This is a genomic window from Polyangium spumosum (assembly GCF_009649845.1).
GTDB lineage: Bacteria > Myxococcota_A > Polyangia > Polyangiales > Polyangiaceae > Polyangium > Polyangium spumosum.
Genome location: NZ_WJIE01000003.1, coordinates 348,412 through 374,197 on the forward strand (window position 1 = coordinate 348,412; position 25,786 = coordinate 374,197).

Annotated in this window: 25 protein-coding genes; 17 read left to right on the top strand and 8 right to left on the bottom strand. The window is 68.5% G+C overall.

Going from position 1 to position 25,786, the window contains the following annotated elements; all coding sequences use genetic code 11:
* Positions 1–8: 8 nt before the first annotated feature.
* Positions 9–1,475, top strand: coding sequence for a glycosyltransferase family 39 protein (locus GF068_RS11435; protein WP_153819400.1), 1,467 nt, complete (start codon positions 9–11; stop codon positions 1,473–1,475).
* Positions 1,476–1,479: 4 nt separating this feature from the next.
* Positions 1,480–2,121, top strand: a complete 642-nt coding sequence (locus GF068_RS11440; protein ID WP_153819401.1) for an acyltransferase — start codon at positions 1,480–1,482, stop codon at positions 2,119–2,121.
* 4 nt (positions 2,122–2,125) lie between these two features.
* On the opposite strand, the gene GF068_RS11445 is transcribed toward GF068_RS11440, so the two are convergent.
* A complete protein-coding gene (locus GF068_RS11445; RefSeq protein WP_153819402.1) occupies positions 2,126–2,482 on the bottom strand; it encodes a hypothetical protein in 357 nt (118 codons plus the stop codon).
* An 18-nt stretch (positions 2,483–2,500) separates the two neighbouring features.
* Positions 2,501–3,940, bottom strand: coding sequence for a hypothetical protein (locus tag GF068_RS43520; protein WP_170319394.1), 1,440 nt, complete (start codon positions 3,938–3,940; stop codon positions 2,501–2,503).
* A gap of 173 nt (positions 3,941–4,113) precedes the next feature.
* Between GF068_RS43520 and GF068_RS11460 the strand changes: the two genes are divergently transcribed.
* Entirely contained in the window at positions 4,114–6,645 is a 2,532-nt protein-coding gene (locus GF068_RS11460) for an O-antigen ligase family protein (protein WP_170319430.1), read from the top strand.
* A gap of 45 nt (positions 6,646–6,690) precedes the next feature.
* Here the strand turns inward: GF068_RS11460 and GF068_RS11465 are convergent, their stop codons facing one another.
* A complete protein-coding gene (locus GF068_RS11465) occupies positions 6,691–9,474 on the bottom strand; it encodes a serine hydrolase domain-containing protein (RefSeq protein WP_170319431.1) in 2,784 nt (927 codons plus the stop codon).
* A 496-nt stretch (positions 9,475–9,970) separates the two neighbouring features.
* Positions 9,971–10,501: a hypothetical protein gene (locus GF068_RS11470; RefSeq protein WP_153819406.1), complete on the bottom strand. Its 531-nt coding sequence runs from the start codon at positions 10,499–10,501 to the stop codon at positions 9,971–9,973.
* Positions 10,502–11,019: 518 nt separating this feature from the next.
* Here GF068_RS11470 and GF068_RS11475 point away from each other — a divergent pair.
* Entirely contained in the window at positions 11,020–12,108 is a 1,089-nt protein-coding gene (locus GF068_RS11475) for a transposase (RefSeq protein WP_153819840.1), read from the top strand.
* 33 nt (positions 12,109–12,141) lie between these two features.
* Entirely contained in the window at positions 12,142–12,351 is a 210-nt protein-coding gene (locus tag GF068_RS11480) for a hypothetical protein (RefSeq protein ID WP_153819407.1), read from the top strand.
* A 3-nt stretch (positions 12,352–12,354) separates the two neighbouring features.
* Here GF068_RS11480 and GF068_RS11485 read toward each other — a convergent pair whose 3' ends face one another.
* The 3 genes from GF068_RS11485 to GF068_RS11495 all read right to left on the bottom strand — a co-directional run bounded on the left by GF068_RS11485 (position 12,355) and on the right by GF068_RS11495 (position 13,456).
* Positions 12,355–12,627: a hypothetical protein gene (locus tag GF068_RS11485; protein ID WP_153819408.1), complete on the bottom strand. Its 273-nt coding sequence runs from the start codon at positions 12,625–12,627 to the stop codon at positions 12,355–12,357.
* Positions 12,628–12,839: 212 nt separating this feature from the next.
* On the bottom strand, positions 12,840–13,091 hold the full coding sequence (locus GF068_RS11490) for a hypothetical protein (protein ID WP_153819409.1): 252 nt from the start codon (positions 13,089–13,091) through the stop codon (positions 12,840–12,842).
* A complete protein-coding gene (locus GF068_RS11495; RefSeq protein WP_153819410.1) occupies positions 13,088–13,456 on the bottom strand; it encodes a hypothetical protein in 369 nt (122 codons plus the stop codon). The genes GF068_RS11490 and GF068_RS11495 overlap by 4 nt, the downstream gene beginning before the upstream one ends.
* 596 nt (positions 13,457–14,052) lie before the next feature.
* Here GF068_RS11495 and GF068_RS11500 point away from each other — a divergent pair.
* From GF068_RS11500 to GF068_RS11520, 5 genes are read left to right on the top strand one after another with little or no spacing between them, the layout of a single operon-like run.
* Positions 14,053–14,283 (top strand): hypothetical protein, encoded by a 231-nt coding sequence (locus GF068_RS11500; protein ID WP_153819411.1) that lies wholly within the window; start codon positions 14,053–14,055, stop codon positions 14,281–14,283.
* Entirely contained in the window at positions 14,280–14,588 is a 309-nt protein-coding gene (locus tag GF068_RS11505) for a hypothetical protein (protein WP_153819412.1), read from the top strand. Before GF068_RS11500 ends, GF068_RS11505 begins: the two co-directional genes overlap by 4 nt.
* Positions 14,585–14,851: a hypothetical protein gene (locus GF068_RS11510; RefSeq protein WP_153819413.1), complete on the top strand. Its 267-nt coding sequence runs from the start codon at positions 14,585–14,587 to the stop codon at positions 14,849–14,851. The genes GF068_RS11505 and GF068_RS11510 overlap by 4 nt, the downstream gene beginning before the upstream one ends.
* Positions 14,848–15,441 (top strand): sigma-70 RNA polymerase sigma factor region 4 domain-containing protein, encoded by a 594-nt coding sequence (locus GF068_RS11515; protein WP_153819414.1) that lies wholly within the window; start codon positions 14,848–14,850, stop codon positions 15,439–15,441. The genes GF068_RS11510 and GF068_RS11515 overlap by 4 nt, the downstream gene beginning before the upstream one ends.
* Positions 15,442–15,478: 37 nt before the next feature.
* Entirely contained in the window at positions 15,479–16,093 is a 615-nt protein-coding gene (locus tag GF068_RS11520) for a hypothetical protein (RefSeq protein WP_153819415.1), read from the top strand.
* A 237-nt stretch (positions 16,094–16,330) separates the two neighbouring features.
* On the opposite strand, the gene GF068_RS11525 is transcribed toward GF068_RS11520, so the two are convergent.
* Complete coding sequence (locus GF068_RS11525; RefSeq protein ID WP_338046328.1) at positions 16,331–17,482, bottom strand: IS1 family transposase; 1,152 nt, start codon at positions 17,480–17,482, stop codon at positions 16,331–16,333.
* A 571-nt stretch (positions 17,483–18,053) separates the two neighbouring features.
* Here GF068_RS11525 and GF068_RS11530 point away from each other — a divergent pair.
* The 7 genes from GF068_RS11530 to GF068_RS11560 all read left to right on the top strand — a co-directional run bounded on the left by GF068_RS11530 (position 18,054) and on the right by GF068_RS11560 (position 25,772).
* Complete coding sequence (locus tag GF068_RS11530) at positions 18,054–18,575, top strand: hypothetical protein (protein ID WP_153819416.1); 522 nt, start codon at positions 18,054–18,056, stop codon at positions 18,573–18,575.
* Positions 18,576–18,768: 193 nt separating this feature from the next.
* On the top strand, positions 18,769–19,677 hold the full coding sequence (locus GF068_RS11535) for a hypothetical protein (RefSeq protein WP_153819417.1): 909 nt from the start codon (positions 18,769–18,771) through the stop codon (positions 19,675–19,677).
* Positions 19,678–19,823: 146 nt separating this feature from the next.
* Entirely contained in the window at positions 19,824–20,822 is a 999-nt protein-coding gene (gmd, locus tag GF068_RS11540; protein WP_153819418.1) for a GDP-mannose 4,6-dehydratase, read from the top strand.
* A gap of 30 nt (positions 20,823–20,852) precedes the next feature.
* Entirely contained in the window at positions 20,853–21,824 is a 972-nt protein-coding gene (locus GF068_RS11545) for a UDP-glucuronic acid decarboxylase family protein (protein WP_153819419.1), read from the top strand.
* A gap of 8 nt (positions 21,825–21,832) precedes the next feature.
* Complete coding sequence (locus tag GF068_RS11550) at positions 21,833–23,005, top strand: glycosyltransferase family 4 protein (RefSeq protein WP_153819420.1); 1,173 nt, start codon at positions 21,833–21,835, stop codon at positions 23,003–23,005.
* Positions 23,002–24,201 (top strand): glycosyltransferase family 4 protein, encoded by a 1,200-nt coding sequence (locus GF068_RS11555; RefSeq protein WP_153819421.1) that lies wholly within the window; start codon positions 23,002–23,004, stop codon positions 24,199–24,201. Before GF068_RS11550 ends, GF068_RS11555 begins: the two co-directional genes overlap by 4 nt.
* Positions 24,198–25,772 carry a lipopolysaccharide biosynthesis protein gene (locus tag GF068_RS11560; protein ID WP_153819422.1) on the top strand — a complete coding sequence of 525 codons (1,575 nt, stop codon included), beginning with the start codon at positions 24,198–24,200 and terminating at the stop codon, positions 25,770–25,772. The genes GF068_RS11555 and GF068_RS11560 overlap by 4 nt, the downstream gene beginning before the upstream one ends.
* Positions 25,773–25,786: the final 14 nt, after the last annotated feature.

The window sequence follows — 25,786 nt, forward strand, 5'->3', positions numbered from 1 at the left end:
CCCCCGCGGTGGATCGCAAGCGCGATCTCGCGCTCGTCGCGCTCGTCAAGACGATCGCCGTGGCGATCGTGATCGCCACCGGCTTCCGCGCGGTCAGCGATGACGATTTCGCGCGCGTCGTCATCGCGCAGGAGTTCGCGTTCAAGCCGAAGCTCGACCCGACCGGCACGAGCTGGTTGCCCTTCCCCTTCTGGATCACGGGCGCCGCGATGCTCGGCGCCGGGCGCACGCTGCTCGTCGCTCGTATCACGGCCTTCCTCCTCGGCGTGATCTCGGCGGTGCTCGTCGCGCTCGCCGCGCAGCGCCTCGCGAAGAACCGCACGGCGGCGCTGCTCGGCGCCGTCCTCGCCGCTGCTTTCCCCTGGAGCGCGCGCCTCGGCGTCGCCACCGTCCCCGAGCTGCCCACCGCGGCGCTCACCCTCTTCGCGATGGCCTCCCTCGTGGGCCCGCGTGACCCGCGCGCGCGCCTCTTCGGCGGCCTCGCGCTGCTCGGCGCCACGCTCTCGCGTTACGACGTCTGGCCCATCGCGGCGGCGTTCGCCGCCCTCACCACCCTCGACGCCCTGCGCGACGCGGACCGCTCCTTCCACGCGCGGGACCGCGCCCTCTACTTCGTCGGGGCGACCGTCGCGGCGCTCGGCCCTCTGCTCTGGGTCACGTGGAACCACTTCGCCCGCGGCAATGCCTTCGACTCCCTCGACCGCGTCGCCGCGTATCGCCGCGCCCTCGGCGGCGGGGACGACGCTCCTCTCGCGCGCCTCTTTGCCTATCCGATTGCCATGGCTCGCCACGAGCCCGAGCTCTTTTTTGCGCTCGCCATTCTCCTCGGGCTCGCCGCGCTGCCGACGCTCCGCGCCTCGGCGCGGGAGACCCTTCGTCCTTACGCTCGCCCGCTCGCCCTCGCCGTCTTCCAGCTCCTCGCGCTCTCGGCGGCGCTCGTCAAGGATGGCGCGCCGACCCATCACCCCGAGCGTGCGCTCCTCGTGGGCCTGCTGCTCTGCGCGCTGCTCGTCGGCGACCTCGCGGCCACCTTGCTCCCTCGCGCGAGCCAAAAGGCTCGCCTCGGCGCGGGCGTGGCGGCGGCCTTGCTCCTCGTCTTCAGCCTCGTCATCGTGCGCCGCTGGTATCGCGGCGAGGGCTTCGTCCCGCGCGCCGACGAGGTCGCCATCGGCGCCGCCGCGCGTGCGCTCGTCCCGCCTGGCGAGCGGATCCTCGTCGAGGTGCGCGATTATGGCCATTTCGCCGTGACCGCTGCGCTCGGCCGCCCCGAGGACGTCGTCCTCGATCGTGACCTCGATCCTCGCAAACCCGCCGCGGCCTCGAGCTTCGACGCCCCCGAGGGCCTCCCGCGCCGCCTCGAAGAGACACGCGCGCGTTTCCTCCTCGGCCGCACCTCGAGCCCTGCCGCGCGTGAGCTCGGCCCGCCGCGCGCCGTCGTTGGGCCGTTCGGGCTCTGGCAGTACGGGAGCCATTGATTCGATGCAACCACCTTCCGTCCACCCCTCCGCCATCGTCGACGAGCCCTCGTGTCTTGGCGAAGGCACACGAATCTGGCACTTCTGCCATGTCATGCCGGGCGCTCGTATTGGCCGGCGGTGCGTGCTCGGCCAGGGCGTCTTCGTCGCAGGCGGCGTCGTCGTCGGGGACGACGTGCGTATCCAGAACCATGTCTCGCTCTACGAGGGCACGATCGTCGAGGACGCCGTGTTCCTCGGCCCCTCCTGCGTCCTGACGAACGTCACGAACCCGCGCGCGGAGCTCGATCGCCGGGGCCTCTACGAGAAGACCTTGATCCGCCGCGGCGCGACGATCGGCGCAAATGCGACGATCGTGTGCGGCACGACCGTGGGTCGATATGCGTTCGTCGGCGCGGGCGCGCTCGTCACGCGCGACGTCCCTGATTATGCGCTCGTGACCGGCGTCCCTGCGCGGCGGACGGGGACCATGAGCCGGCACGGGCAGAAGCTCGGCCGGCCCGGGCCCGACGGCGTCATGGTTTGTCCCGAGAGTGGATATCGATATCGGGTCGAGGGAGGGATCGTCCGTTGCCTCGACCTCGACGAAGAGGCGCCCTTGCCTTCGGGCGGGCGGGCGGCGGGGAAAGCCTACCTGAGGGGTTGAGGCGCTACTTCTTTTCGCCGCCGCCGAGCCCCTTGCCGAGGCCCTTGAAGAAGTCGTCGACGACGTTCTGAAAACCCTTCATGCCGGCGCCCGCGACGCAGCCCATGGCTTCGCCGCACGTCTTGGCCTCGTCGACGCACTCGATGCCCTTGTCAACCGGCTCCTCGCCGGCGACCTTGCGCCATTGCTCGACCTCCTCGACGCAGCGGTCGAGGTCCTCCTTCGTCCCGTTTTTTTCGCCGCAGAGGTCGGCGATCCGCACGCAGGCAGCGCGCTCGGGCTTCTTCATGTAGGCGAACGCCGCCACGCCGGCGCCGCCGACGACGCCGAGAGCGAGAACGACCGGGAGAGCTTTTTTCATGATGGTTTGCCTCGATCGTCAGTTGGGCTGATAGAACATGATCGCGCGCAGATCCGCGCATTCCTGGGCGCCCGCCGACCGCCCGAGGAGGTAGAACGGGTTGTTCGTCGGCACGGGGGCCAGCGCCGGCCCCGAGAAGCTCCCGCCTCCGCCGGAGACGATCAATTTGCGCCCGGACGGCGCGTGGATCGCCTCCACGTCGATCGGCTGCTCTCGGATCCACGTGAGCGACGCGGATACGAGATCGTCCTTCTCGATCTTGAAGACGATCTTGTTGTCCGAGAACCTGAAAAAGATCCGGTTGTCCGCGTTGATGAACAGGAGATCATGCTCGTTCTCGAAGTTCTCGCCGGTCGCGTAGTTCGGCGCGAAGCGAATCTTCACATGGAAGAACCCGTCCGGCGCGACGTCCGTCGGCGCGATGATCGAGAGCACGTCAGCCTCGCGCGTCCGCTCCATGTCCAGCGTCGGGATGTAGCTCGATGGATACTTGACGGCTTTGTTGTCGGCCTTCGTCTCGTGCTGCGCACCATAAGCGAGCACCGTCGTCGGCGTCGCGATCGCCATGGGATCCCCGTCTGCGTCACCGCGGGTCTCCAGGAGGAAATAGCCGTCATCCACGCCGACCTCGTAACGTTTCCAGTTCATGGCGTCGTCGACGACGTCGACCTTCCAATCGGCATTTCCGGGCTCCGTGACCAGATAAGCAAAGGGCCCCGCGGCGCCCTGCCCACGAAGCCACGCAGAGGCGTAACCGCTGGGAACGGTCGCGTAATTCGACTGCTGGGAGCCCGTGGAGTCGAACCTCGTGGCGCTGAGGCCTCCCGCTGGATCCTGCTGCAAAGGCGTGGCCATCATCGCGACGCCCGGCGTGCCCGGCGTCGACCAGCCCATCCCGCTCCACGAATCGCTGTTCCGGATCTTGTTCTTCCGCGCGCTCTCCACGCTGAGGCCCCAACCGGAGCCCACGTTCCTCGGACGCGCCGCGTTCGCAAGATAGCCGCGCTTCAAGCTGTGCGGGCCCACCTGCGAGGTCCTGTCGCTCGTCGGGCACTCGATCTTGAGCCAATCGATCGGGAGCACGTACATCGGCAGATCGGGTGCCGGGGGCTCGGTCGCGGTCCATTCCTCGAGGACCACCGGCCCCCCGCCCATTCCACCCGCGCCGCCCATTCCACCCGCGCCGCCCATTCCACCGACGCCGCCCATTCCACCGACGCCGCCCATTCCACCCACCGCGACGCCGCCCGCGCCGCCCATCCCGCCCGCGCCGCCCATCCCGCCGCCGCTCCCGCTCGTCGACGAGGACGAGCTCGAGCTCGACGGGCTCTGCCCCGGCGGCAGGGAGCCCTGCTGATCGAGGCATGCGACGAGCCACGCGCCGCTGACGAGCGTGGCGATGCTGGAGAGCACAAGCGAAGCAAGGCCGCGACGCCCGCGGCGAGACGAACGTTCCATGACCACCGATCCTCAGCGGAACCCGACCCGGCGTCAACGCGCGTGGCGAGAACTCGCGCCCCCGGTCCCGCTCCTGCGATACACTCGGCCCTCCCGTGCGCCCCCCGCACGAGCCTCGGATGCCCCCCACCTCCCGATCCAGCCCGAGCCGAGATCGCGGCAGCGCCGGCTCCGTGCGGCCCCTCGTCGCCCTCGTCGCCCTCACCGTCGCTGGCTCCGCGCTCGCCCTCGGCGGCGTGCACGCCCGCGTCGTCGCGCTGATCGCGCCCCTCGCCTTCGCCGCCGCCGCCCTCGCGCTTCGCCGCGAGCAAGAACGCAAGGGCTCGGTCTCGCTCGCCTTGCCTGCGATCGTCGCGACCGCGCTCGCGGCCTACACGCTCCTGCAAGCCGTGCCCCTGCCCGTCGCCCTGCTCGAGCGTATCGCGCCGAGCAACGCCGACGTCTGGGCGCGCGCGCTCCTGCCCTTCGGCGAGGCGGGACCACGCTTCGCGAGCCTCTCGCTCGATCCAGGCGCCACGGTCGTCGAGGCCTTGAAGTGGTCCTCCTACGCCGCGATCTTCACCGCCTCTGCGGCCGTGTCCGCGCGTCGCGGCGCGGCCACCGGCGTCGCCACCGTCTTCCTCTCCGCGCTCGCCGTCGCGCTCGTCACCGTCGTGCACGGCCTCGCGGGCTCGACCGAGGTCTACGGCTTCTACACGCCCTCGGCCCCGCTCCCGCCGTGGCACGTCGGACCTCTCATCAACCCGAACACCCTCGCGGGGTACCTCAACCTCGGCGCGCTCGCGGGCATGGGCCTCGTCCTCATGCACGAGCCCGTCGCCCCGCGCTGGCTCGTCGCCGCGGGCGTCGCGTTCCTCGTCGCCGTGGACGTCACCTCGGCCTCGCGTGGCGGCGTGATCGCCTTGATCCTCGGCGTCCTCTTGCTCGTGCTCCTGCTCCGCATCCGGGCCGCGCGTCGCGGCGGCAGCGGCGGCGGAGCCGAACCCTCGCTCCGCTGGCTGCTCGGCGCGGCGCTGCTCGGCGGCGCGCTGCTCGCCTCGCTCGGCGGCACGCGGGACACATGGTTCGAGCTCTACGACAAGAACCTCGACAAACTCTCGATGGTGCTCTGGGCGCTGCCCGTCCTGCGCGAGCACCCGATCTTCGGCATCGGCCGCGGCGCCTTCGAGAGCGTCTTTCCTGCGTATCGATCGAGCCCCGGGCACGTGGTCTTCGCGTACGTCGAGAACTTCCCGGCGCAGTGGCTCGTCGAGTGGGGCGCGCCCGTCGCGCTCGCGGCGCTCGTCCTCTTCGCGTGGTCACTCGCGCCGTCTCGGCTCGGCGCCCTGCGCAGCCGGCTCGCGGCGTCGGCGTTCGCGGGCGTCGTCGTGGTGCTCCTCCAGAACCTCGCCGACCTCTCGCTGGAGATCCCCGCCGTCTGCTACGCGCTCGCCGTGGTGCTCGGCTCCTTGTGGGGCGATCGCGCGCGATCACGACCGTCACGCGCGTTCGCCGCGAAGGCCCCCGGGAGGCTCGCGCGCCTCGCGCCGGCCGTCGCGCTCGTCGTGGGCCTCGTGCTCGCGGCGCTCTCGCTCGCGCTTGGCCATCCCGAGGTGAGCGCCGAGCGTGACCTCATCCGGAGGAAGCTCGAGGCGACGAACCTCGCGGACCCGGCCTCGCACGACGTGCTCGAGCGCGAGCTCCACGCGGCGATGCGGAGGCACCCGGCCGAGCCGTATTTCCCGCTCATCGGGGGGCTCGCGGCCTACCAGGGCAAACGCGAGCGCGCGCTGCCGTGGCTGCAGCGCACGCTCGAACGAGGCCACGTGAACGGCCGCGCGCACCTCTTGCTCGCGCAGGTCCTCGCGAGCCGCGGCGCGCGGCGGCAGGCCTTGCTCGAGCTCCGGATCGCGGCCTCGCAGGACAGCTCGCTCGTGGGCCCGGCGGGCGTGTTCGCGGCCCGCATCTCGAGAGACTTCGACGAGCTGCTCGGCGCGGCGCCCGAAGGAAAAGCGGGCGTGCCCATGCTCGACGAGCTCGCGGTGCAGGCGCGAAACCTGGGACGAGCCGAGCTCGCCGCGCGCCTCGACGCGGAGGCGATCACGCGAAACCCGGGCGCGCGCGGCCCGCGCGTGCGCGCGGCGGAGGTGGTGCTCGACGCGCTCGCGAAGGGCACGTGTGACGATCGTGAGCGGTGCGCGCGGGAGATCGAGGCGCACGCGGCGGCGCTGGAAGCGGCGCACCCGGGTGATTTCGTGGCGGAGAGGATCCGGGCGCAGCGGCTCGTGCTCGAGGGCAAGAGCGAGGAGGCGGAGGCGCGGCTCGCGGCGCGGTGCGTGCTCGTGAAGGAGCGCGCGTCGTGCTTGCGCGCGCGGGTGGAGATCGCGTCGCGCGTGCCGGGCGTCTCGCGGATCGACGCGGCGAGCAAGGATCTGCTCGCCGCGACGTGTTTGTCGGCGAGCGCGTGCGCGGAGGCGGCGGGATTTTTGGCGCGGATTCGCGAGGGGCGCGGGGACACGGGTTCGGCGCTGACGTTTTTCGCGCGAGCGGCGAGGGAAGAGCCGACGGAGGCGCGGTGGATGGCGCTCGCGGACGCGGCGAGCCGCGCGGGGGCGCACGCGCAGGCGGCGGACGCGCTGGAGCGGGCGGCGCAGAAGGGGGGGATGACGGAGGTGCTCCGGAAGAGGATCGCGGAGGAGCGGGCGAAGGCGCTCGGGGTGCATTAGGCCCGCGGCGCAGCGCCCGTCGTGGCGCTGCGCCGGCCTGAGCTCTCACAGAACGCAGCGCCCATCCTGGTTGCAGACGAATGCGCTCGGGTACCCCATCGTGTGGCACTGAGCGGTGGACGCGCACTCGTTCACGCACTGGCTGCCGTTCCAGACCGTCCCCGAGATCGCGCAGATGACGCCGTCGAGGCCGTCGAGCTCGTCGGCGCACATCGCGAACAGGCCGCCCTCTTCGCGGTGATAGCAATAGCCCGTATCGCCGTAGATCTTCGTGCAGTCGGCCGGGCAGTCCCACGAAGGCAACGGCTCGCTCGCCAAGGCGCACTTACCCGAGGAGAACGTACCTTGTCCGTTGCTGTCGTAGCCCGTCGTCGGGATACACACGAGCGCGGGGGTCTGCGCGCCGCACGAGTCCGGGTTGTTCGGGTTGCATTCGCAGCCGGGCCACTTCGCATCATCCGTGCACGTGCGGCAAACACCCACGCTTTGGTTGGGGTTGGTGCCGTACGCGACGCACACGCGCTCGATGCCCGCGTCGGGATAGTCGTCCAGGCAATACTTGTCGGACGCGAAGTTGCCGTCCGGGTGCCGATACTCATCCAGCGGCGAGAGGTACGGCAGCTGGACGGTCGCGCACAGACCGCCCTCTGTCGTGCCACAGCCCTCGACGGGGCATTCGTCGGGCGGCCCGGGCGGAGAAGGCTCCGGCGTCGGCGGCATATAAGCCCTATCGCCACAGCAGAGTGTGCCTGCCGTGTTGTTGGTCGTGGTCGTGGCGCAACCACCAAACCACTTGTTCTGCAGACTCCCGTTGAGCCCACATTCGATGATGTTCACGTCTCTGCCGAGGGCGTCGGTCGTGTCGTCCGTGGTGACGCGCATGGGCCCCCTGCCGAGCCCGCAGGCCCAGTAGCCCGGCCCCGTGCCTACCGTGCAGCTTCCGGACGGCGGCATTCCGCCGACGGAGGGAGCGAGATATCCGAGATTGTCGTCCGTCCAGTAGTTGTAGAGGGGGCGCTCGTTGTCGGTGTTCAGATTCACGTACTCGCTCGCCTCGCAGACATGGAACCCCGGCGCGCAGAGGGTCGCGCGATCTTGCCAGGTCACCGCGCCGGAGCAGCCGAACATCTTCGTCCCGCTGAGCGCCTGGTTCGGGTTCGTATAGAAACGCTGGACGTTCGAGACGCCGCCGCCATCCGCGTCCGTGCACCCATGGGACACCGCGAGCTCGGAAGTGCTCTCGCACGAGCCGGTGACGGGACAGTCCGCATTGCTGTCACACCTCAGCTCGGCGCAGAGGCCGCCATTGCATACGCCGCTGTCGCATTCCTCGTTGTCTTCGCACGACGACGGAAGCCACCCGTCGCATACCCCGAGGTTGTTCTTGAACGGGTAGAGCCGCTTCAGATCGGCGACGACCTTGCCCACCGCGCCGGTATCGTCGCCCGTGTTGTGGACGAAGGCGATGTAAGCGATGTCCGACTCGGGTACGAACTGATACCACGTGCTCCCGTAGAGCACGCCTCGATGATGCAGCAGCTTTCGATTCCGAACGAAGCCCAGACTGGTCGTGTTCGATCGATTCAGCGCCAGGTTGCGCCCCGTGCTCGAGAAGAAAGACGAATCCCTCGTCATCCGCTTGATCTCCGGCGCGAGCTCGCGGTTCATGCGAATCAAGAACCGCGCCGCGTCATACGCGTTGACGGCGTAAGAGCCCTGCGGCGCAGGCGAGACCCAGCGGGTATTCCAGGTGTTGGCCCCCGACGCGCTGTAGCCATTCTCGATGGCGTAGTTCTTCGATACGATCATCGGGTGCGACTCGTCGAACAGGTTCCCGAGCCAGTTCGCTTTTTCGGCCGCGTTGCCGGTGAACGCCGTCGAGTCTCGGTCCAGGCCCGCCGGGTATCCCAGGAAGGTATTGGACACGTTCGGCCCCCAGGGCTGCGCTGTCTGGAGGTAGGACTCCAGGCCGGTCTGAGACCAGTAGTCGATGACCGCCGCGGCCATGAAGATGCCGGTGTTCGAGTAATACTCGTCGTTGTTGTCGTTCCCGTCGTCGTAATCGACGGTGATGGGAACGGGACAGTTGGGGACGCCGTTCGTGCTGTCGTTGTAGAACAACGACACCTCTTCTCGCATCTCGGCGGGAGAGCGCGGCTTCCAGTACGTCTCCGCCGGCGTGGGGTAAGCCCTCCCTTTCTCAGCGGGGGTCACGCAGCTCCCGCTCACGTTGCAGTCGGCGCTCGCATCGCAGCCCTTCTGCCTGCACGTGCCGTCGCCACCACACGCGCCGCCGTCACAAACCGTCGCCTCGTTCTGCTGCGTGCATGCGGCTCCTCTCGTCGAGCAATACCCGGTGTCCCGAAAGCCGGGCTCCTTGCAGTACCCTGCTCTGTGCGAGACCAGGTGCTTGAGCTTCTTCTGCTTTCGGAAGTCCCACTCCGGGGTGTTGAGGTTCACCCACGGCATCGCGTCCGCGAGGGTCGACTCCCAGGTGAGCGTGTGGCCGTTGATCGTCGGGGCCGACTCGATGAGCTTCGACAACGCAAGAACGGTGTACACCTTGGAGACGGAGCCCAGCTGAAACGCGTCATTGATCTCCATGTCCTTCGTCGCAGGGGCGTTGGGCGCATTCCAGAACGAACGGTTCTTGTAGGCCAGCCCCGACGCGCCGATCGCGACGATCCGGGTCCCGTGGACCACGGCCGCGATACAACCCTTCTCGTGCTCCAGGTCCGTGCGCTTGGAGAGTCGAGTCCCACAATGCGTCGCTGACAACAACCAGCTCAGATCCTGATAATCATCCGCGAGGATGGAGGGGATGTTCACGGCTTGCTGCGCCGATGCGAGCTCCTCGGCCGGCGAAGTCGATTCAGGTCTCGACTGCGTGCCCTGCGAACACGACCAGGTCACGGCTCCGGAGAGCAGAAATAGTCCAGCCGTCGTAGCTCTCAGCTTGCGGCGCGTACGTTGCATTTCGTCGTCCTCCAACCAGACAGCGGTTTTCGCGTGACCTGCGTGTGCTGTCCTGAAATGCGCAGGACCCGAGACTCCGAGCATGTGGAGGGCTCGAGCTCCAAGAGCGCATGATGCCCTGGCCGCCCTTGCGTCACGAGCAGCCGGTATTGCGAACCGTACACGAATGTCCAGCAAGCCACGTGCCAGCGCGCGTGCGTGGCGGCGGGCGGAGGCTGCGTGCGCGCAGCCGCGCGGCTCTCAGGCCTCTCTCGGGGGCTGGTACGTGCGCGTGACGGGACGTGTCACGGTCGTGTGACATTGTATCGAGAGCGTGACACCACGCCGAACAAGCCCGACCTTTGCGCCGCTAAAACCACCACCAGCGACCAACCTTGTGGCGCCTCGTCTCATGGCGCACGAGGCCTTCGAGCCCGAGGCATTTCACGATGTCCCAGGCGTCGCACGACGGATGAAGCGCGCCCTCGGGGATGTGGCCCGAGGACAAGGCCGCAAGGACGGCTGGTTCGCAATCGTCATCGACGCTCGACGCTCGGTCGGCCATGAGCCGTGACTCCCAGCTCCGAGGGATACCGTCACATTTCCATCCATCCTCGTCGAACTCGATGACGCGTACTTGCTCGCCTCGATCGTACGAGGTGGACCGCACCCACGAGACGGCGCTGTGCGACTGGATGGTGATGACCTCGCACCCCAGCGCGCCGCTGAAGCGCCTTCCGAGCGCACACACCGTATCGGAATCGATGCTCGCCCGGTCGAACCGCACCCACCCGCACCCGTCCGCTGCGCAGATCTCGCCGCGCTCGCGGAGCGTCGTCGCCGCCTCGCGGGCGCGGTCGACATCATTCGTGTGAAGAAACAGCCATGCGATCTGCGACATCGGGCGTCCTTGTACCAGCTCCCGGCCTCGTGTCGATGGCTTCGTACGAATCCCAATCGACCGCCTGCAGAACCGGAGGCTCGGGCGCGGCGCCTTGCCAGGCGGATGGAAGGCGTACGAATCACCTCCCCCATTACCCGCGAACACGTGGAGCACGACAGCGAGCCCTCCCCCACCGCGTCCGAGCCCTCGATAACCGCGTCCGAGCCGTCGCCAACCCCGTCCGAGGGTAGTGTCCCAGCAAGGACACTCGCGCCCGATGTTAGGACACTCGATTGGTCGGGATCGGCACCTGAACACGCGAGCCCTGACGCCGCCCGTCCTACCATCTGACGAATGAGCTTGACTCGATGAATCTTGCCATTGTGTACCAGGACGAACCAGCATGGATAGGACAATTAGTGTCCTATCCGCTCGCGAGAATCGTAGAAACCACGGCGATTCCTGATAGAATCACCTCATCACTTGATGCCCCGATGGGTCGCAGCGACGCGACGCCGGGGCGGGATGAGGGGACCATGGGAGCGCCTTTAGCGCCCGAGAAGCGGCTCGCCGTTCTCGCGGCCCTTTGCGACGGCAACAGCATCCGAGCGGTCGAGCGGATGACCGGTGTGCACCGCGATACGGTCATGAGGCTTGGCCTCGCCTGGGGAGATGGCGCGCAGAACCTCCACAACCGCGTTGCCCGGGGCCTCTCGTGCTCCCTGATCCAGGTGGATGAGGTGTGGAGCTTCGTCCAGAAGAAGCAGGCCCGGGTGACCGAGGAGGACGGGCCCGACGTCGGCGAGGCGTACACGTTCACGGCCCTGGACGCGACGAGCCGCTTCGTCCTCGGTTGGTACGTGGGGAAGCGGAACGAGGAGAGCGCCCGCGCCTTCATGAACGACGTCCGCGCGCGGCTCGTCGTGATGCCCGCCATGACCTCGGACGGCTTCGCGCCGTACGTGGGCGCGATCGGCGCGGCGTTCGGTCCGGGCATTGACTACGCGATGACCGTGAAGAACTACGGCAGCAAGCGCCCGCGTCGCGACGATCACCGCTACGAGCCCCCGCGCGATCCTTTCATCACGAAGAAGACGATCTTCGGCGCGCCGAACCTGGACGCGGCGAGCACGGCGTACATCGAGCGCAACAACGGAACGATGCGGCACCATGTCGGCCGCATGCGCCGACTCTGCCAGGCGTTCAGCAAGCGCCTTCCGAGCCATCGCGCCGCCGTCGCCCTGGGGTACGTCCACTACAACTTCTGCCACGTCGTGAAGACGCTCCGCGTGACGCCTGCGATGCAGCTCGGGATCGCCGATTCCGTGTGGAGCTTGGCGGAGCTTGATGCTGTGCTGATGACCGCGGGACCGTGCGAGGGGCCGGAGAAGCAGCCGCTCGCGCCGCGCGCGCCAGAGACGACGGCGCGGGAGCTGCCTAATGGGCGAGGCTTCCTCCGCGTCGTGGGCGGTGGGAAGGGTGCGTCTCCGGCCCCTACGCCTTCCCCCGTGGCACCGGCTCCGGTCGTGGCGGCGCCCGTGGAACCCCTGTTCGATGAGAAGGGGCAAGGCAACCTGCTCGCGTGGCGCCCGAAGGGGCAGCTTTCGCTCTTCCCGGATGGATAGACATGTTGCACTGGATGTGCAACAATCAAACCCATGAGCGAGCGCACGGAATTATCGGATCAGGCGATGGGCAGCCCGTTGCCGCCAAAGACGCTGGCCTTGGTTGGCGTTGAAGATATGGCGGGTGTGTCGGTGCGGTTCGGCAGCGGTCACTTGGTAGAGATCGACTGCGTGCCCGGCATGTTCGTCACGGTGCATCCGGGAAGCCGGATCGTGATCCACGGGCCGCACAAGCGACCATAGCGATCACCGCTTTTGCACCCGAGGGGTGTACCTAAGCCACACAATCTCGTAATCGTGAACGATCGAGCCCTGGACCTTGACGTGATAACCAGCCTCTTCGTAGGCGTTGATTAGCGCGCGCCAAACCCGTTGCGTAAGCCCAGGCGTTTTTGCCTGCACTTGTCCGAATGTGAAGTTTGAGGCGCCGCCGCTTGCCTCCAACGCAGCATCCATCAATTGCTCGGCAGCGTCCTTAGCGCGCAGTTCCTCGGGCGTAAATGTCGGTATGTAGACCATGTTTCCTCCGAGACCCGCACGGAGGGCGTGTACCGCAGCGCCTTGACATCCCCCGCCGCGTGCGCGAAGATGCCTGGACGTGCGGAACACGTAGGCCGATGACTTCGGCCTTCCAACAGGCGCCTGCCAGGGCGCCTGTTGTCTATGTGCGGAACGATTGGAAGTGGAGCACGGCTGACCGCATGGGTCAAGGCGTACCCACGTGGGGACGGCTACGCGTTCGGGTGGGGCGAGGCGGCGTCGAGCCGGGCTTCAAGCTCCCGGATGCCGCGGAGGATCTCCCGACGCAGGAAGGCGCGAGCGTGGACGCGTTGCGACGGCGCCGCGGTCGCATCCTCGACCAGTGCCCGGAGGCTCGCAACGACGGGGCGGAGCGCGCCCGCGTAGACCGCCAGCGCGGCCGGGTCGGTGGTCTCGACGGGCGCCCGAAGGCGCTCACGTTCCCTCACGCGGGAGCGCTTCATGCTGCCCTCCCGATGACGGGCGTGGTCACGACGAGCTTGCCGCCGAGAAGAACCTCGACCGCGACGCCAGCGGCAGCGGCGAGGCGGATCGCGAAGGTGCCGGTGGGCGGGATGCCGTTCGGGTTCGCCATGCGCCGCACGGTGTTCGCGGGCATGTTCAGCCGCGCGGCGAGCGCGTTGAAGCTGCCGAACGCGCGGCGCAGCTTCCGCACCGCGACGCGCACGGCCTTCACCTCCTCGGGGGAGAGCTTCAGCGCGTCCGAGCGGCGCTGCTTCTGCGGCTTCTCGGACGCGGCGGGGGGATCGGGCGGGCAGGGCGGATCGTTCTCTTGGCCGTACGAACCGGGCCAGTCTAGATCATGCATGGGCGTGGCCTCGTGCAAGCGTGGTTGCGTCAAGTCGCCCCGGGGGTTGGCAGACCTTCCGGGGCGGCGTCTTTTCGGGCCCGACAACCCTAGCCGCGAAATCAACCCGCCGATCGCCGTTAGGACACTTTCGCCCCCATTAGGACACTACCCGTCCGAGCGGATCTCTACCGCGTCCGAGCCCTCGGCAACCGCGTCCGAGCGGATCTCTACCCCGTCCGAGCCCTCGGTACCCGCGTCCGCGCCCTCGGCGACCCCGTCCGAGCCCTCGCCAACCGCGTCGTAGCCCTCGGCGACCCCGTCCGAGCCCTCGCCAACCGCGTCGTAGGGTGCTGATCAAGATCGGCCCCGACTGATCAAGTTCGGCGATCGGCCGTAGCGGGCTGCGATTTCGGCGCGTAGGTTCGGCGGGCCTGAAAAGGCGCCGCCCCGAAGGGTCTGCAAACCCCCGGGGCGACTTGGCCGCAACCCCGTTAGAGCCGGAGTCGCAACCCATGCTTCGTTTAGTCCACCCCGCCCCGCGGGGCCAAGGGACTCGTCCGCCTTCTGGTCGGAAGAGCCCCGCCCTCTACCCCTCCCAAGCCGAGCGCGCCCACATGCGCGCAGCCGAGCGCAACATCGCTCGCGCCTACGGCGGTCGCACCGTGCTCGCGTCGGTGATGGGCGTGTCGAAGGACGCCCTCAACAACATCGTCCGCGGCTCGTCCTACGCCGTGGCCGTCCTGCTCGCGCGGGCGGGCGGCATCACGGTCGAGCAAGTGCTCTCCGGGCGTCCCCACGTCGCGGGCGCGTGCTCCCTTTGCGGTCGGAAGGGAGGCGCGTCGTGATGGCCGCTCCCCTCTACCCGGGTGGTCTGGTCGAGATCCAGCGGTCGAACCTCCGCGCGCTCCTGCGCCACCTTCACCGCGAACACGGGACGTGGACGAAGGTCGCCCACCTCGTGAGCTTCCGGCGCGCCGTGGTCCTCGCGTTCTGCGACGGCACGAACCCCGGCAACATGGCGCTCGCCCGGAGCATCGCGCGCGCCGTGGGCTTGTCGCTCGACGATGCCCTCGCCGGGAAGGCGCCGCCCCGCAAGGCGCCCGCGCTCGTTCTCGTGTCCTCCCCTCGCCGGAAGGGAGGCGCGTCATGACCGAGCCCCACGACCAGGACAAGGCCCCGGAGAGCCTCCCCGCGGTCCTCTCGACCGAGCAGGCGGAACGCGTGCGGAAAGCCCTCGCGCCCGTCGTCGCCTCGCGCGGGTTGTGGAAGATGGCCGACGCGATCGGCTACGCGCCGATGTACGTCCAGGCGTTCCTACGCGGGCAGCTTGCTTGCACGCTGCACTTCGCTACGGGCGTCGCGCACGCGCTCGACGTCGACGTGGAAGCCCTCGTCCGAGGGGACGGGACGTGATCCGGTATCGCGCCTCCCCCGGCGGGGGCGCGCCGATCGTAGAGGCCGGGGCGGAGGACATCGAGGCCATGCGCCCGATGCTCCTCCGTCACGTCCGCGTGATCGGCGTGGAAGAGCGCCACGTGCCCGACGTCGTGCAGGAGACGATGATCACGACGTGGACCGCGTTGCACGAGGAGCGCGTCCGCGGATCGGAGAAGATGCCGCCCGATGCGGCGCTCCGGGGGTTCGCTCGCATGACGGCGTGGTTCCACGCCATGAACCTCTCGCGGCGCGGCTCCGGGCGCGAGGATCCCGTGTCCTCGCTCCGGTCGGTGCCGATCCTCCTGTCGCCGGACCCGATGCCGGGGATCGAAGCGGCGGACCTGCTCGCGCGGGTCATGGCGTCGAGCCCGAACGTCGCCCACGTCGTGGAACTCGCCGCGCGCGGGCTTCTCGGCGCGGACGCCGCGCGCGCCGCGGGACAGCCGCGGACGTCGTTCTACAAGAGCGAGAAGAAGCTCCGCGCCGCCCTCCGCAAGCTCGGCGCGGCTCCCGCCCCGAAGCAGGCTCCACGCCCCTCGTGGAAGAGCCGGAAGCGGAAGCGCTGATCCCGCCTCTTGACCCCTAGCCTGTAGCCTGTATTCCATGACCGTGCCGGGCGAGCGGTTCGCCGTCCGTTCGGCACGGCGTGCCCATCCTGGGCTCGTCGGTCCGCCAAAGAGAAGGGCGAGCCGCGTGGCTATCGCCCCGTCATGCTCGCCCGTCATCCCCGCGAAGGATGCTCGCGACCATGCCAGGGCACCGACCCCACGTCAAGGGATCGGCGTGTATCACGGCATCGTCCACGAGGTACGCATGAGTTTCAAGGATGAATTGAGCAAAGCGCGCACCGAAGCACACGTCGTCGACTATGCCCAAAGCATCGTTGATGCCGCGCCGGAGATCTTCGCGCGGCTGGGGCTGTCACCAGATGATTGGGGCCCCATGGATGTTCGTGACGAAGTGATTCACGTCGGTTCCCGACGTGCCCCTGGCACGCGTCACATTGTGGTTGAGAGAAGCGGCGCATGGGCCAACTTCTGGCTCGATGTTGGTGACGGATACCGCATTATGGTTCAATTCCAGGCTCAAGCGATGCGCGAAGGCGTCTCAATCGACGTTGCAGGAGTGCGGATGAAACCGGAGTTCAGCCCCGTTATATGGGACACTCTTCGTAACACGTTGAAAGATATGGCCAAGCGCGCTCAAAAGGTCACCTGATGCGGCGATACCCGACGAAGACGTCGCCGTCGATTAATGGCTCCCATTGCTCGTCACGCGGCACCCCCTCCTGATACACAATCGCTGGGGTCCTTCCGGTCCAATATGGCAATCGGCCATTCTCGCGCTCCTTCGCAATCGTAGCCAACATTGTCGTCGCGTCAGGTAGAGACGTTCGCGACCCACCAAGGAATGCGCGCACGCCGCTTTGCGGACCTGAGTAGTCGGAGTCGTCGCTCATTCGTCCCCCCAGAGCGGCAACCGCACACCGTCTCGCGACTTCGGACGCCACTCGAACAACTGCAACTGCGTCCCCCGTGGCGGTAGCGCCTCGCGCGGGACCTCCCCAGTCCCAACCCTCGCCGGGGACGGGGTGGGCGGCGTAGGCGCCCGCGGAGCGTCGCTCGGCTTCCCCTTCCCCCCGGGCAGGGCGCGGAGCCATCCTTTGCCGTTGGGGAGCTCGCGGGCGGCACCCTGCTTCACCCCTTCGATGGGCGCGGGCGGCACGAGCTTCTTAGGCTCCGGGGGCGCGCACGGCTCCGCGGCAAGGGCGCGCTCGACAAGCTCCTGCACGCTCCACACGTGATCCGTGATGCCCGCCTCCATGGCCGGCGTCACGCGCAAGCTCTCGTGCACGCGGCAGAAGTTGTACCACATGACGTGCAGCGACACGGCGGCGCGGTGGTTCTCGATCTTCTTTGAGAACGCGTTCCCGCGGCGCATGAAACGCCGAATGTGCATCCGGACCGTGAGGTTCGCGCGCTCGACGTGCGAGGTAGAGGCCCGGTCGAGGTTCGGCGCGCCGTGCACCACCTTCTTCGTGATGAATTTGGGCGCGTCCTCGGGCGCGTATTTGTCGAACCGATCCGAGCCGTGCTCGCGCCGTCCAGGCTTCCTCGTGTAGTTCTTCTGGATGACCGCGTGGTCCACCGCGCCTGCGAAGCTCTGCCCCACGGCGGCCTGATACGGCTGCCATCCGTCCGTCGAAATCTGCGGGATCGTCACGAGCCGGGCGCGAAGATCGGCCACGAATGCCTGCGTGTCCGCTTCGTTCCGCTTGCCCACGCGGTAGGACACGAGGAGCTTCTTCGTCCTGGCGAGTGCGAGGTAGGTGTAGCTTTCCCCGACCTCGGGCGAGTCCTCGGGCGTCACGTTCTTCTGGCGCTTCTGGACGTAGGCGTGCAGCTCGTCGCACTCGATCTCGTGGATGTCGAGGTCCCTCACGAGCAGGTTGTGCAGGTTGTCGCACCCCGCGCCCATGCGAAGCAGGGTCGAGAGGACCGTCGGAAGCGACACGTCCGTGAGCCGCGACGTCGAGCGCACGCTCGCGCCCTCTACGAGGTGCTTCACCACGTCGGTGCGCTTCTCGATGGGCAGGACGTTCGCCACGACGCGAGACCCCAGCAAGGGCCGCCACGGGCGCCGCGTCGCGCCCCATGCGCGTTGTCGGCTCGACCGTTTCAGCGGCTCACTCGATGGGATGAATCTATCACGATTCGTCGGGAATTCGTGGTTATTCGGCAATGTGCTAGGACATGAATTGTCCGAGGTAGGGCCGTTTGCCCGAGGAGATCGGCACGGCGATCCGCGGGTCAAGCGTGCCAACACCAGGGCGGACGATGCCGGTCCGCGCCACGCGTTCAGGAAGGACATGTACTCACCTCGCCAGACATCGGATGGGGCTCATCGGGAAGGGCCGCGCGTTCGTCGCGCCGAACCGGCTGATCAAGTTTGATCAGTACCCGTCGTAGCCCTCGGCGACCCCGTCCGAGCCCTCGCCAACCCCGTCCGAGCCCTCCCCCACCGCGCCCTCGTCCTCGCCAACCGCGTCCGAGCCTTCTCGGTGACCGTCCACAGAGCAAGATTCCGCCGATGACAGCCTCCGGTTCCTGTTTATCTTGCGGTCCTCACCCCAATTCGTCCCGCTCCCTTCCTTGAGGGTGCGGGCATGGAGGTTCTCATGAAGAATGACATTTTCGCTCCCTACACGGGCCCCAGCACCATCGACGTCTCCGGTGTTCGCGTCAGGCTCGTGGACCTCATCAATGGCACGCTCGCGGGCGCGCAGCGCGAGAAGGATGGCTTTCCGGAGGTGTACGACGAGCTTTCGAAGGCCATCCCGCAGTACGGCGAGGCCCTCGGCATTCACCTCAGCCTGTGGCACAAGGTCGTCGAGAAGACCGCCACGCTCGACGAGATACGAGCGCTCAAGAAGGATGTCCTCAAGCTCGCGGAGGTCCTCACGGAGAGCGAGATCTACTACGAGGACGCGCGCGAGGCCGACATCAGCCGGATCGGCGGATTCGTCGACGCCACCGCCCAGCACAGCGACCCGTCCGTGCGGGCAGCATTCCAGAAGACCCTGGAGTACCGCTCCCGATATGGGAAGAAGGCCGCAAACCAGCGCCGCAAGAACAAACAAGCGCGCGCCGAGACGAACGCCGAGCCCGCCACGGAAGCCCAGTCGCCGAACCCCGCCTGACCCGCGCCCGAACACCCTCTCCCGCCCGCGGGAGAGGGGCCAGGGGTGAGGGAATCCCGGCCGCCGCCGCCGCAGCCGCACCCCCGGAATCCCCGTATCCCGCCCCCTGAACCCCGCCCCGCGAACAGAATCCTGGAATCCGATCGCTCGGTGATGGCAAGATACGTCCCATCCCGCCTCCAGGAGCCCGCCCATGACCCCGCTGACCCACACCCTCAAGAACCACAGCAAGAAGATCCTGAACGTCGCCCTGCACAACAACCTGCTCGACGTCGTCAGTGACCTCGCGAAAAAAGGCGGCGTGCCGGTGCTCTGGCTGCCAGCCAAGAAGCCGCTCGTCCGCGTCACGCAGCCGAATTACATCCTGACGCGCGACCAGATCATCAAGCTCTCGCTCCACAACAAGCTCAAGGATACGAATCGGTGGAGCGGCACGTTCCTCCACGACGTGAACGACGGGGTCGCGGCGTCGTACTGGGGCGAGGCCGAGGCGGTGAGCGCCGAGAAGATTCATTACGCGGTCCACCAGGACCCCACGCAGATCAAGGGATACGGCTCGCTCCCCGTGCTCACGAAGAACGGCCACGTCGTGCTCGAACCCCTCGCGTTCATGAAGGACCTCGTCATGCACGTCGAGACGATCCGGCCCGTCAAGATGGTCGACGTCAGGGCCCTGCTCGAGCGCGCGAGCGAGTACGCGACGCTGAAGCGCTTCGGTCTCGAGGGGCTCGAGAGCCTCGTGCTCGACCCGCACGATTACGCGGGCGGACGCTCCATCGCCACCGCGATCGCGCTCGCGAACCGCGCCAAGTGGAGCAAGTCCAGGCGCGTCGAGGATCTCTTCGAGGGGCTCACCGTCCAGAGCGCGCGGCTCTCGCCCATGGAGAAGGGCGACAACGTCATCTTCTTCGAGAAGCCGGGGATCGAGACCCTGTTGCCGCTCGAGCCGAAGGGCGTCATCTCGGTCCGCAATACCAACACCGACGGCAAGCTGACCCTCCGCTACGCGCCGCTCGAACCGACGGGCAAGAAGCAGCAGGAGATCGTGCAGCGTTCCTTCAAGCAGCACGAGGAGTACTGGAAAACCGGGGACGAGAGCTGACGGGGCCACGTCGCCTGCCAGGTTCGAACGTTCCCGCTCCCCGCGCAACCAAGCCCTCCGCGAGCCCGGCGTCCGTCTTGGCGCCCCCCACCCCCGATGCTAGGGTCCGCCCCCCGGGTCGGTCGCCGGATGCTCCCTCGAACCCCATGAAACGCGCGCTCATCACCGGCATCACGGGCCAGGACGGCTCCTACCTCGCCGAGCTCCTGCTCGCGAAGGGCTACGAGGTCCACGGCGTCATTCGCCGCTCGAGCTCCTTCAACACCGAGCGCATCGACCACCTCTACCGCGATCCCCACGAGCGCGGCGTCCGCCTCTTCTTGCACCACGGCGACCTCAACGACGCCTCGTCCCTCCAGTCCATCCTCGCCGACGTCCAGCCTGCCGAGATCTACAACCTCGGCGCCCAGAGCCACGTCCGCGTCTCCTTCGACATCCCCGAGTACACCGCCGAGGTCACGGCCCTCGGCGCGATTCGCCTCCTCGAGGCCATGCGCAAGATGCGCGTCTCCGCGCGGTTTTACCAGGCGAGCAGCAGCGAGCTCTACGGCAAGGCCTTCGAGATCCCCCAGCGCGAGACCACGCCTTTCCACCCGCGCAGCCCCTACGCCGCGGCCAAGGCGTATGCGTTTTACGTCGCGCAGAACTACCGCGAGGCGTATGGCATGCACATCTCGAACGGCATCCTCTTCAACCACGAGAGCGAGCGCCGCGGCGAGACGTTCGTCACGCGCAAGATCACCCGCGCCGTCGGCCGCATCAAGCACGGCCTCCAGCGCGAGGTGTGGCTCGGCAACCTCGACGCGCGCCGCGACTGGGGGCACGCCGAGGATTACGTCGACGCCATGTGGCGCATGCTCCAGCAGGACCAGGCCGACGATTACGTCATCGGCACCGGCGAGACCCACTCCGTCCGCGAGTTCCTGGAGCTCGCCTTTGGCCACGCGGGCCTCGACTGGCAAGAATACGTGCGGATCGATCCGAAATACTTCCGACCCGCCGAGGTCGACGTCCTGCTCGCCGATCCCACGAAGGCGAAGGAGAAACTCGGCTGGGCGCCGAAGGTCACGTTTCCCGAGCTCGTGCGGCGCATGGTCGACGCGGACCTCGAGCTCGCGGCGCGGGAAAAGCGGGCGCGGGGATGACGAAACGACAGGACGGAGGACGCTGCTGACATGGGACTCGGCGCTGCACGCAAGACCGCGCTCGTCACGGGCGCCGCGGGTTTCCTCGGCTCGCACCTCGTCGATCGATTGCTCGACGAGGGCTACGAGGTCGTCGGCATCGACAACCTCATGACCGGCGACCTCGGCAACCTCGAGCGCGCCGGCCGCGACCCGCATTTCCACTTCCAGATGGGCGACGTCCGCGAGCCGATCCACGTCTACGCCGAGCTCGTCTTCAACTTCGCCTGCCCCGCCTCGCCCATTCATTACCAGAGCGATCCGTACGCCACGCTCACCACGAGCGTCATGGGCGCCCTCCGCCTCGTCGAGATGGCCCGCGGCCGCCGCTGCACCATCGTCCACGCCTCGACCTCCGAGGTCTACGGCGACCCCACGGTCCACCCGCAGCCCGAGTCGTACTGGGGCAACGTCAATCCCATCGGCGACCGCTCCTGCTACGACGAAGGAAAACGCTGCGCCGAGACGCTCCTCAATGACGCCCGCCGCGCCTGGGGCGTCGACGTCCGCATCGCCCGCATCTTCAATACGTACGGCCCGCGCATGGCCTTCGACGACGGCCGCGTCGTCTCCAATTTCATCGTCCAGGCGCTCCGCGGCTCGCCCCTCACCCTCTTCGGCGACGGCCGGCAAACCCGCTCCTTCTGCTTCGTGAAGGACCTGCTCGAAGGGATCCTCTCTCTCGCCCGGCCGGAGCCGATCGAGGGCCCGGTGAACCTCGGCAACCCCGAAGAGTTCACCATTCGCGATCTCGCCGAGGAGGTCCTCCGTATCGTCGGCTCGGACCTCGAGATCATCCACCAGCCCCTGCCCGCCGACGACCCGCGCCAGCGCAAGCCCGACATCAGCCGCGCCCGCGAGCTGCTCGGCTTCTCGCCGCAGATCGGCCTCCGCGAGGGCCTACGCGCCACCGTCGCCGATTTCCAGGCCCGGCTCGCCGAGCGCGCATCGAAAGGACGATAGGCTCCGACATGGTCCGGATCGCCATCCTCGCGACGCACCCGATCCAGTACCAGGCGCCGCTCTACCGCGCCCTCGCCGCCCGCGCGGACGTCGCCATCAAGCTCTTCTTCTGCTGGGACTTCGGCGTCAAGGAGACCCGCGACCCCGGGTTCGGCAAGGCCATCCGCTGGGACGTCCCGCTCCTCGAAGGGTACGACCACGAATTCGTGCCGAACGTCTCGAAGCGCCCCGGCACCGACCATTTCTTCGGCCTCGTCAACCCCGGCGCCTTCTCGCGGATGGAGGCCTTCCGCCCCGACGTCCTCATCGTCCACGGTTATGCCCACGCGACCGAAAATGACGTCATGGTCCGGGCGCGCAGGAAGGGCATCCCCGTCCTGCTCCGCGGCGAATCCAACCTGCTCGCCGAGCGCCCGCCGCACGTCGAGCTCGCCAAGCGCCTCGCCTTGCCCGCGATCTTCCGCGGCCTCGGCGGCGCCCTCGCCATCGGCACCCTCTCCGCCCGGTATTTCGAGCACTACGGCGTCCCGAAGGAGCGCGTCTTCATCGCGCCCTACACCGTCGACAACTCGTTTTTCCAGTCCCAGGCCGGATCCGTCGAGGAAGAGGCCCGCGCCTTCCGCAAAGAGCTCGGCATCCCCGAGGGTGACCTCGTCGTCAATTACGCCGCCAAGCTCATCCCCGTGAAGGGCTGCGCCGACCTCATCCGCGCCTTCGCCGCGCGCCCGCGCCCGAATACCCACCTCGTCCTCGTCGGCGACGGCCCGCTGCGCGGCGAGCTCGAATCCCTCGCGAAATCCCTCTCCGCCCGCGTGCATTTCGTCGGCTTCGTCAACCAGAAGCGAATGCCGGCTGCGTATGCCATGGGCGACGTCTTCGTCTTGCCCTCGCGCTTCGAGCCCTGGGGCCTCGCCGTCAACGAGGCCATGAACCTCGGCCTGCCCATCGTCGCCTCCGATCAGGTCGGCGCCGTCCCCGACCTCGTCGGCCCCGACAATGGCTGGGTCTTCCCCGCGGGCAGCGTCCCCGCGCTCGCCCGCGTCCTCGACGAGGCGCTCGGCAGCCACGAGGCCCGCGCCTCGCGCGGGAGGGCCTCGCTGCGCCGCATCGCGGGCTGGGACATCCCCCACACCGCCGAGGGCTTCGTCCGCGCGGCCCGCGCTGTCGCCTCGCGCTCATGAAGCTCGCGCTGCTCTGCCCCGACCTCGTCGACGCGCCCCACGGCGGCATCCCCACCGTGAGCCGCCAGATCCTGCGCCAGCTCGAGCGTATCGCCGCGGAGCGCCGCGTCCCTCTCGACTTCGACGTCTGGGCCCTGCACGACGCACATCACGACGGGCGCGACGTCGCGCGTGAGGTCGGCCTGAAGCGCGCCCCGCAGCGCTTCCGCTCCTTCGGCGGATCGCGGCTCGGCATGCTCGCCGCCGCCGCGCGCGAGCGCTCGAACGCCGACCTCGTCTTCACGACCCACATCGGCCTCGGCCCCGTCGCGCGCTTGCTGCGTCCCAGGCATGCGCCGATCGTGCAGTTCCTCCACGGCGTCGAGTGCTGGCGCCCCTTGCCCGTGCGTCAGCGCGTCGGTCTTTGGGGCTCCAACCTTTTGATCAGCAACAGTGGCTTCACGCTCGATCGGTTTCACGAGTGGAACCCTGCGTTTCGGGGCACGCCGAGTCGGGTTTGCTGGCTCGGGCTTTCGAGGGATCGGGATTCCCTCACCCCCGTGAGCGATTCCCTCACCCCCAACCCCTCTCCCTCGCGGGAGAGGGGCGAAGGGGAGAGGGGCGGAGATGCGCCTGCGCTGTCTGCGCTGATCGTCGGCCGCATCCACCCCGAGGAGCGCTACAAGGGCCACGCCGAGCTGATCTCGATCTGGCCCCAGGTCCGCCGCCAGTGTCCCGGCGCGCGCCTCGACATCGTCGGCGACGGCGCCGCGCGCCCCGACTACGAAGCCCAGGCCAGGCGCCTCGGCCTGCTCGAGAGCGGCGCCGTCCGCTTCTGGGGCCGCATCCCCGACGAGGAGCTGCGCGCCCTCTACCAGCGCACGACCGTCTTCGCCATGCCGAGCCGCGGCGAGGGGTTTGGCCTCGTCTACCTCGAAGCCATGGCCGCGGGCGTCCCTTGCATCGGCTCGCTCGACGACGCCGCGCGTGAGGTCATCGTGCACGGCGAGACCGGCCTCTCCGTGCGTTACGGCGATCAGGAGGGGCTCGCCCGCGCCATCCTCCAGCTCTTCACCGACGCGCCTCTCCGGGATCGCCTCGGCCGCGCGGCGCGCGCGCGTGTCCTCGCCTCCTTCACCGAAGACCACTTCGGCGCGCGTATCTGGGACGCGCTCGCCGAGCTCCACCCCCGAGCCTTCCGCGAAGGCGCCGCATGAGCGCGGCCGGGGCCGAGCGACTCGGCGCGCCCGGCATGGCCGAGCGAGTCCTGCGCGGCGCCGCCGCCATGAGCGTCGTCGCGATCGTCGGCTACGTCGGTCAGTTCGTCCTCGTTCCGATCGGCATGCACGCCTGGGGCCCGGCACGTTACGGCGAATGGACCTCGCTCTCGGCCCTCGTCGCGTTCTTGACGATGACCGACCTCGGCGTCCAGTCACACGTCGTCAACCGCATGTGCGCCCATCACGCGCGCGGCGAGCACGATCGATTCCTCGACGACCTGCACAGCGCGCTCCGCCTCCAGGGCCCGCTCGCGATCGGCCTCTGGATCCTCGCCGCGATCGTCACGGCGCTCCTGCCGCTCGATACGTGGCTCGGCATCACCACCGCGACACGCGTCGAGACGTACCTCACGCTCGCGCTGCTCGGCGCCGAGCTCCTCCTCGGCGTCCCGCTCGGCGCCGTCCGCGGCACCTACCGCGCCACCGGCCAGCTCGTCCGCGCCGCGTACCTCACCGCCCTCAAGCGCGCCGTCGAGCTCGCCTTGCCCGCCGTGCTCATGCTCGCCGGCGCCCGCTTCCCCCTCGTCGCACTCGCCCGCGTCGCCTGGGCCCTCGCGCTCGACGCGTACGTGATCCGCGACCTGCACAAGCAACACGCCTGGTTTCGCCTCACGCCCCTCGGCGGTGATCGCAAGGCGGGCCTCGCGATGCTCGCGCCTGGCGCGCTCTTCTTGCTCGCGGGCCTCGGCGACTTCCTCTCGAGCCAGGGCAACCTGCTCGTCGTGCAGTCCGTCATCGGCGGCGAGGAGGTCTCGCGCTTCGCGACCCACCGCAACATCGCGAACATGGGCCGCATGGTCTCGATCCAGTTCACCACCGTCGTCTGGCCCGAGCTCACCGCGCTCGACGCCCTCGGGGATCCTTCGCGGCTCGTACGCGCTCATCGCACCACGGCCAAGCTCTCGGGCTTCCTCGTGGGCCTCTTGCTCCTCGGCTTCTTGCCCCTCGCCGAGCCCGTCTACGCCGCGTGGACGCTGAAGAAACTCTCGCTCGATCTGCCCACGCTCGGCATGCTCGTCGCGCAGGCCGTCCTCTGGGGCTTCTGGGGCGTCGGTTCCATCGCGCTGCTCGCGACGAACCGCCAGGGTCGCCTCGCGGTCCTGCTCACGGCGAACGCGGCTCTCGTGTTCGTCCTGTCTGTCCTCCTCGTCCCGCGCTTCGGCATTCGGGGCGTCGCAGCGGCCTCGCTCCTCGCGGACCTCGCCCTCGCCACCTGGCTCGTCCCGCGCGCCGCCTGCGACGCGCTCGGCGACCGGCTCGGCGGTTATGCCCGCGAAATCCTCGGCGCGCTGGGCCTCGGCTTGCTCTTGCCGGCCGCGCTCTCGGCCCTCGTCTGGTGGTCGTTGCCCGAGGGCCTCGCGCGGGCCGTCGTCGTCCCGCCCGTCTTCGGCGCGCTCGCGCTCGGGCTCTTCTGGATCGCGCTCGCCCCCGAGGAGCGCGACGCGGCGAGGCGGATCGCCGGAAAGATCCGTCGAAAGCTCGGCGGCACGCGGGGAGATGCCGCATGATCAGGACCAGGCAC

Excerpts from the sequence above, each read along its gene's own strand:
- GF068_RS11440 (WP_153819401.1), top strand. The coding sequence starts at position 1,480 with ATGCAACCACCTTCCGTCCACCCCTCCGCCATCGTCGACGAGCCCTCG.
- GF068_RS11445 (WP_153819402.1), bottom strand. The coding sequence starts at position 2,482 with ATGAAAAAAGCTCTCCCGGTCGTTCTCGCTCTCGGCGTCGTCGGCGGC.
- GF068_RS43520 (WP_170319394.1), bottom strand. The coding sequence starts at position 3,940 with ATGGAACGTTCGTCTCGCCGCGGGCGTCGCGGCCTTGCTTCGCTTGTG.
- GF068_RS11470 (WP_153819406.1), bottom strand. The coding sequence starts at position 10,501 with ATGTCGCAGATCGCATGGCTGTTTCTTCACACGAATGATGTCGACCGC.
- GF068_RS11475 (WP_153819840.1), top strand. The coding sequence starts at position 11,020 with ATGGGAGCGCCTTTAGCGCCCGAGAAGCGGCTCGCCGTTCTCGCGGCC.
- GF068_RS11480 (WP_153819407.1), top strand. The coding sequence starts at position 12,142 with ATGAGCGAGCGCACGGAATTATCGGATCAGGCGATGGGCAGCCCGTTG.
- GF068_RS11485 (WP_153819408.1), bottom strand. The coding sequence starts at position 12,627 with ATGGTCTACATACCGACATTTACGCCCGAGGAACTGCGCGCTAAGGAC.
- GF068_RS11490 (WP_153819409.1), bottom strand. The coding sequence starts at position 13,091 with ATGAAGCGCTCCCGCGTGAGGGAACGTGAGCGCCTTCGGGCGCCCGTC.
- GF068_RS11495 (WP_153819410.1), bottom strand. The coding sequence starts at position 13,456 with ATGCATGATCTAGACTGGCCCGGTTCGTACGGCCAAGAGAACGATCCG.
- GF068_RS11500 (WP_153819411.1), top strand. The coding sequence starts at position 14,053 with ATGCGCGCAGCCGAGCGCAACATCGCTCGCGCCTACGGCGGTCGCACC.
- GF068_RS11510 (WP_153819413.1), top strand. The coding sequence starts at position 14,585 with ATGACCGAGCCCCACGACCAGGACAAGGCCCCGGAGAGCCTCCCCGCG.
- GF068_RS11520 (WP_153819415.1), top strand. The coding sequence starts at position 15,479 with ATGACCGTGCCGGGCGAGCGGTTCGCCGTCCGTTCGGCACGGCGTGCC.
- GF068_RS11530 (WP_153819416.1), top strand. The coding sequence starts at position 18,054 with ATGAAGAATGACATTTTCGCTCCCTACACGGGCCCCAGCACCATCGAC.
- GF068_RS11535 (WP_153819417.1), top strand. The coding sequence starts at position 18,769 with ATGACCCCGCTGACCCACACCCTCAAGAACCACAGCAAGAAGATCCTG.
- gmd (WP_153819418.1), top strand. The coding sequence starts at position 19,824 with ATGAAACGCGCGCTCATCACCGGCATCACGGGCCAGGACGGCTCCTAC.
- GF068_RS11545 (WP_153819419.1), top strand. The coding sequence starts at position 20,853 with ATGGGACTCGGCGCTGCACGCAAGACCGCGCTCGTCACGGGCGCCGCG.
- GF068_RS11550 (WP_153819420.1), top strand. The coding sequence starts at position 21,833 with ATGGTCCGGATCGCCATCCTCGCGACGCACCCGATCCAGTACCAGGCG.
- GF068_RS11555 (WP_153819421.1), top strand. The coding sequence starts at position 23,002 with ATGAAGCTCGCGCTGCTCTGCCCCGACCTCGTCGACGCGCCCCACGGC.
- GF068_RS11560 (WP_153819422.1), top strand. The coding sequence starts at position 24,198 with ATGAGCGCGGCCGGGGCCGAGCGACTCGGCGCGCCCGGCATGGCCGAG.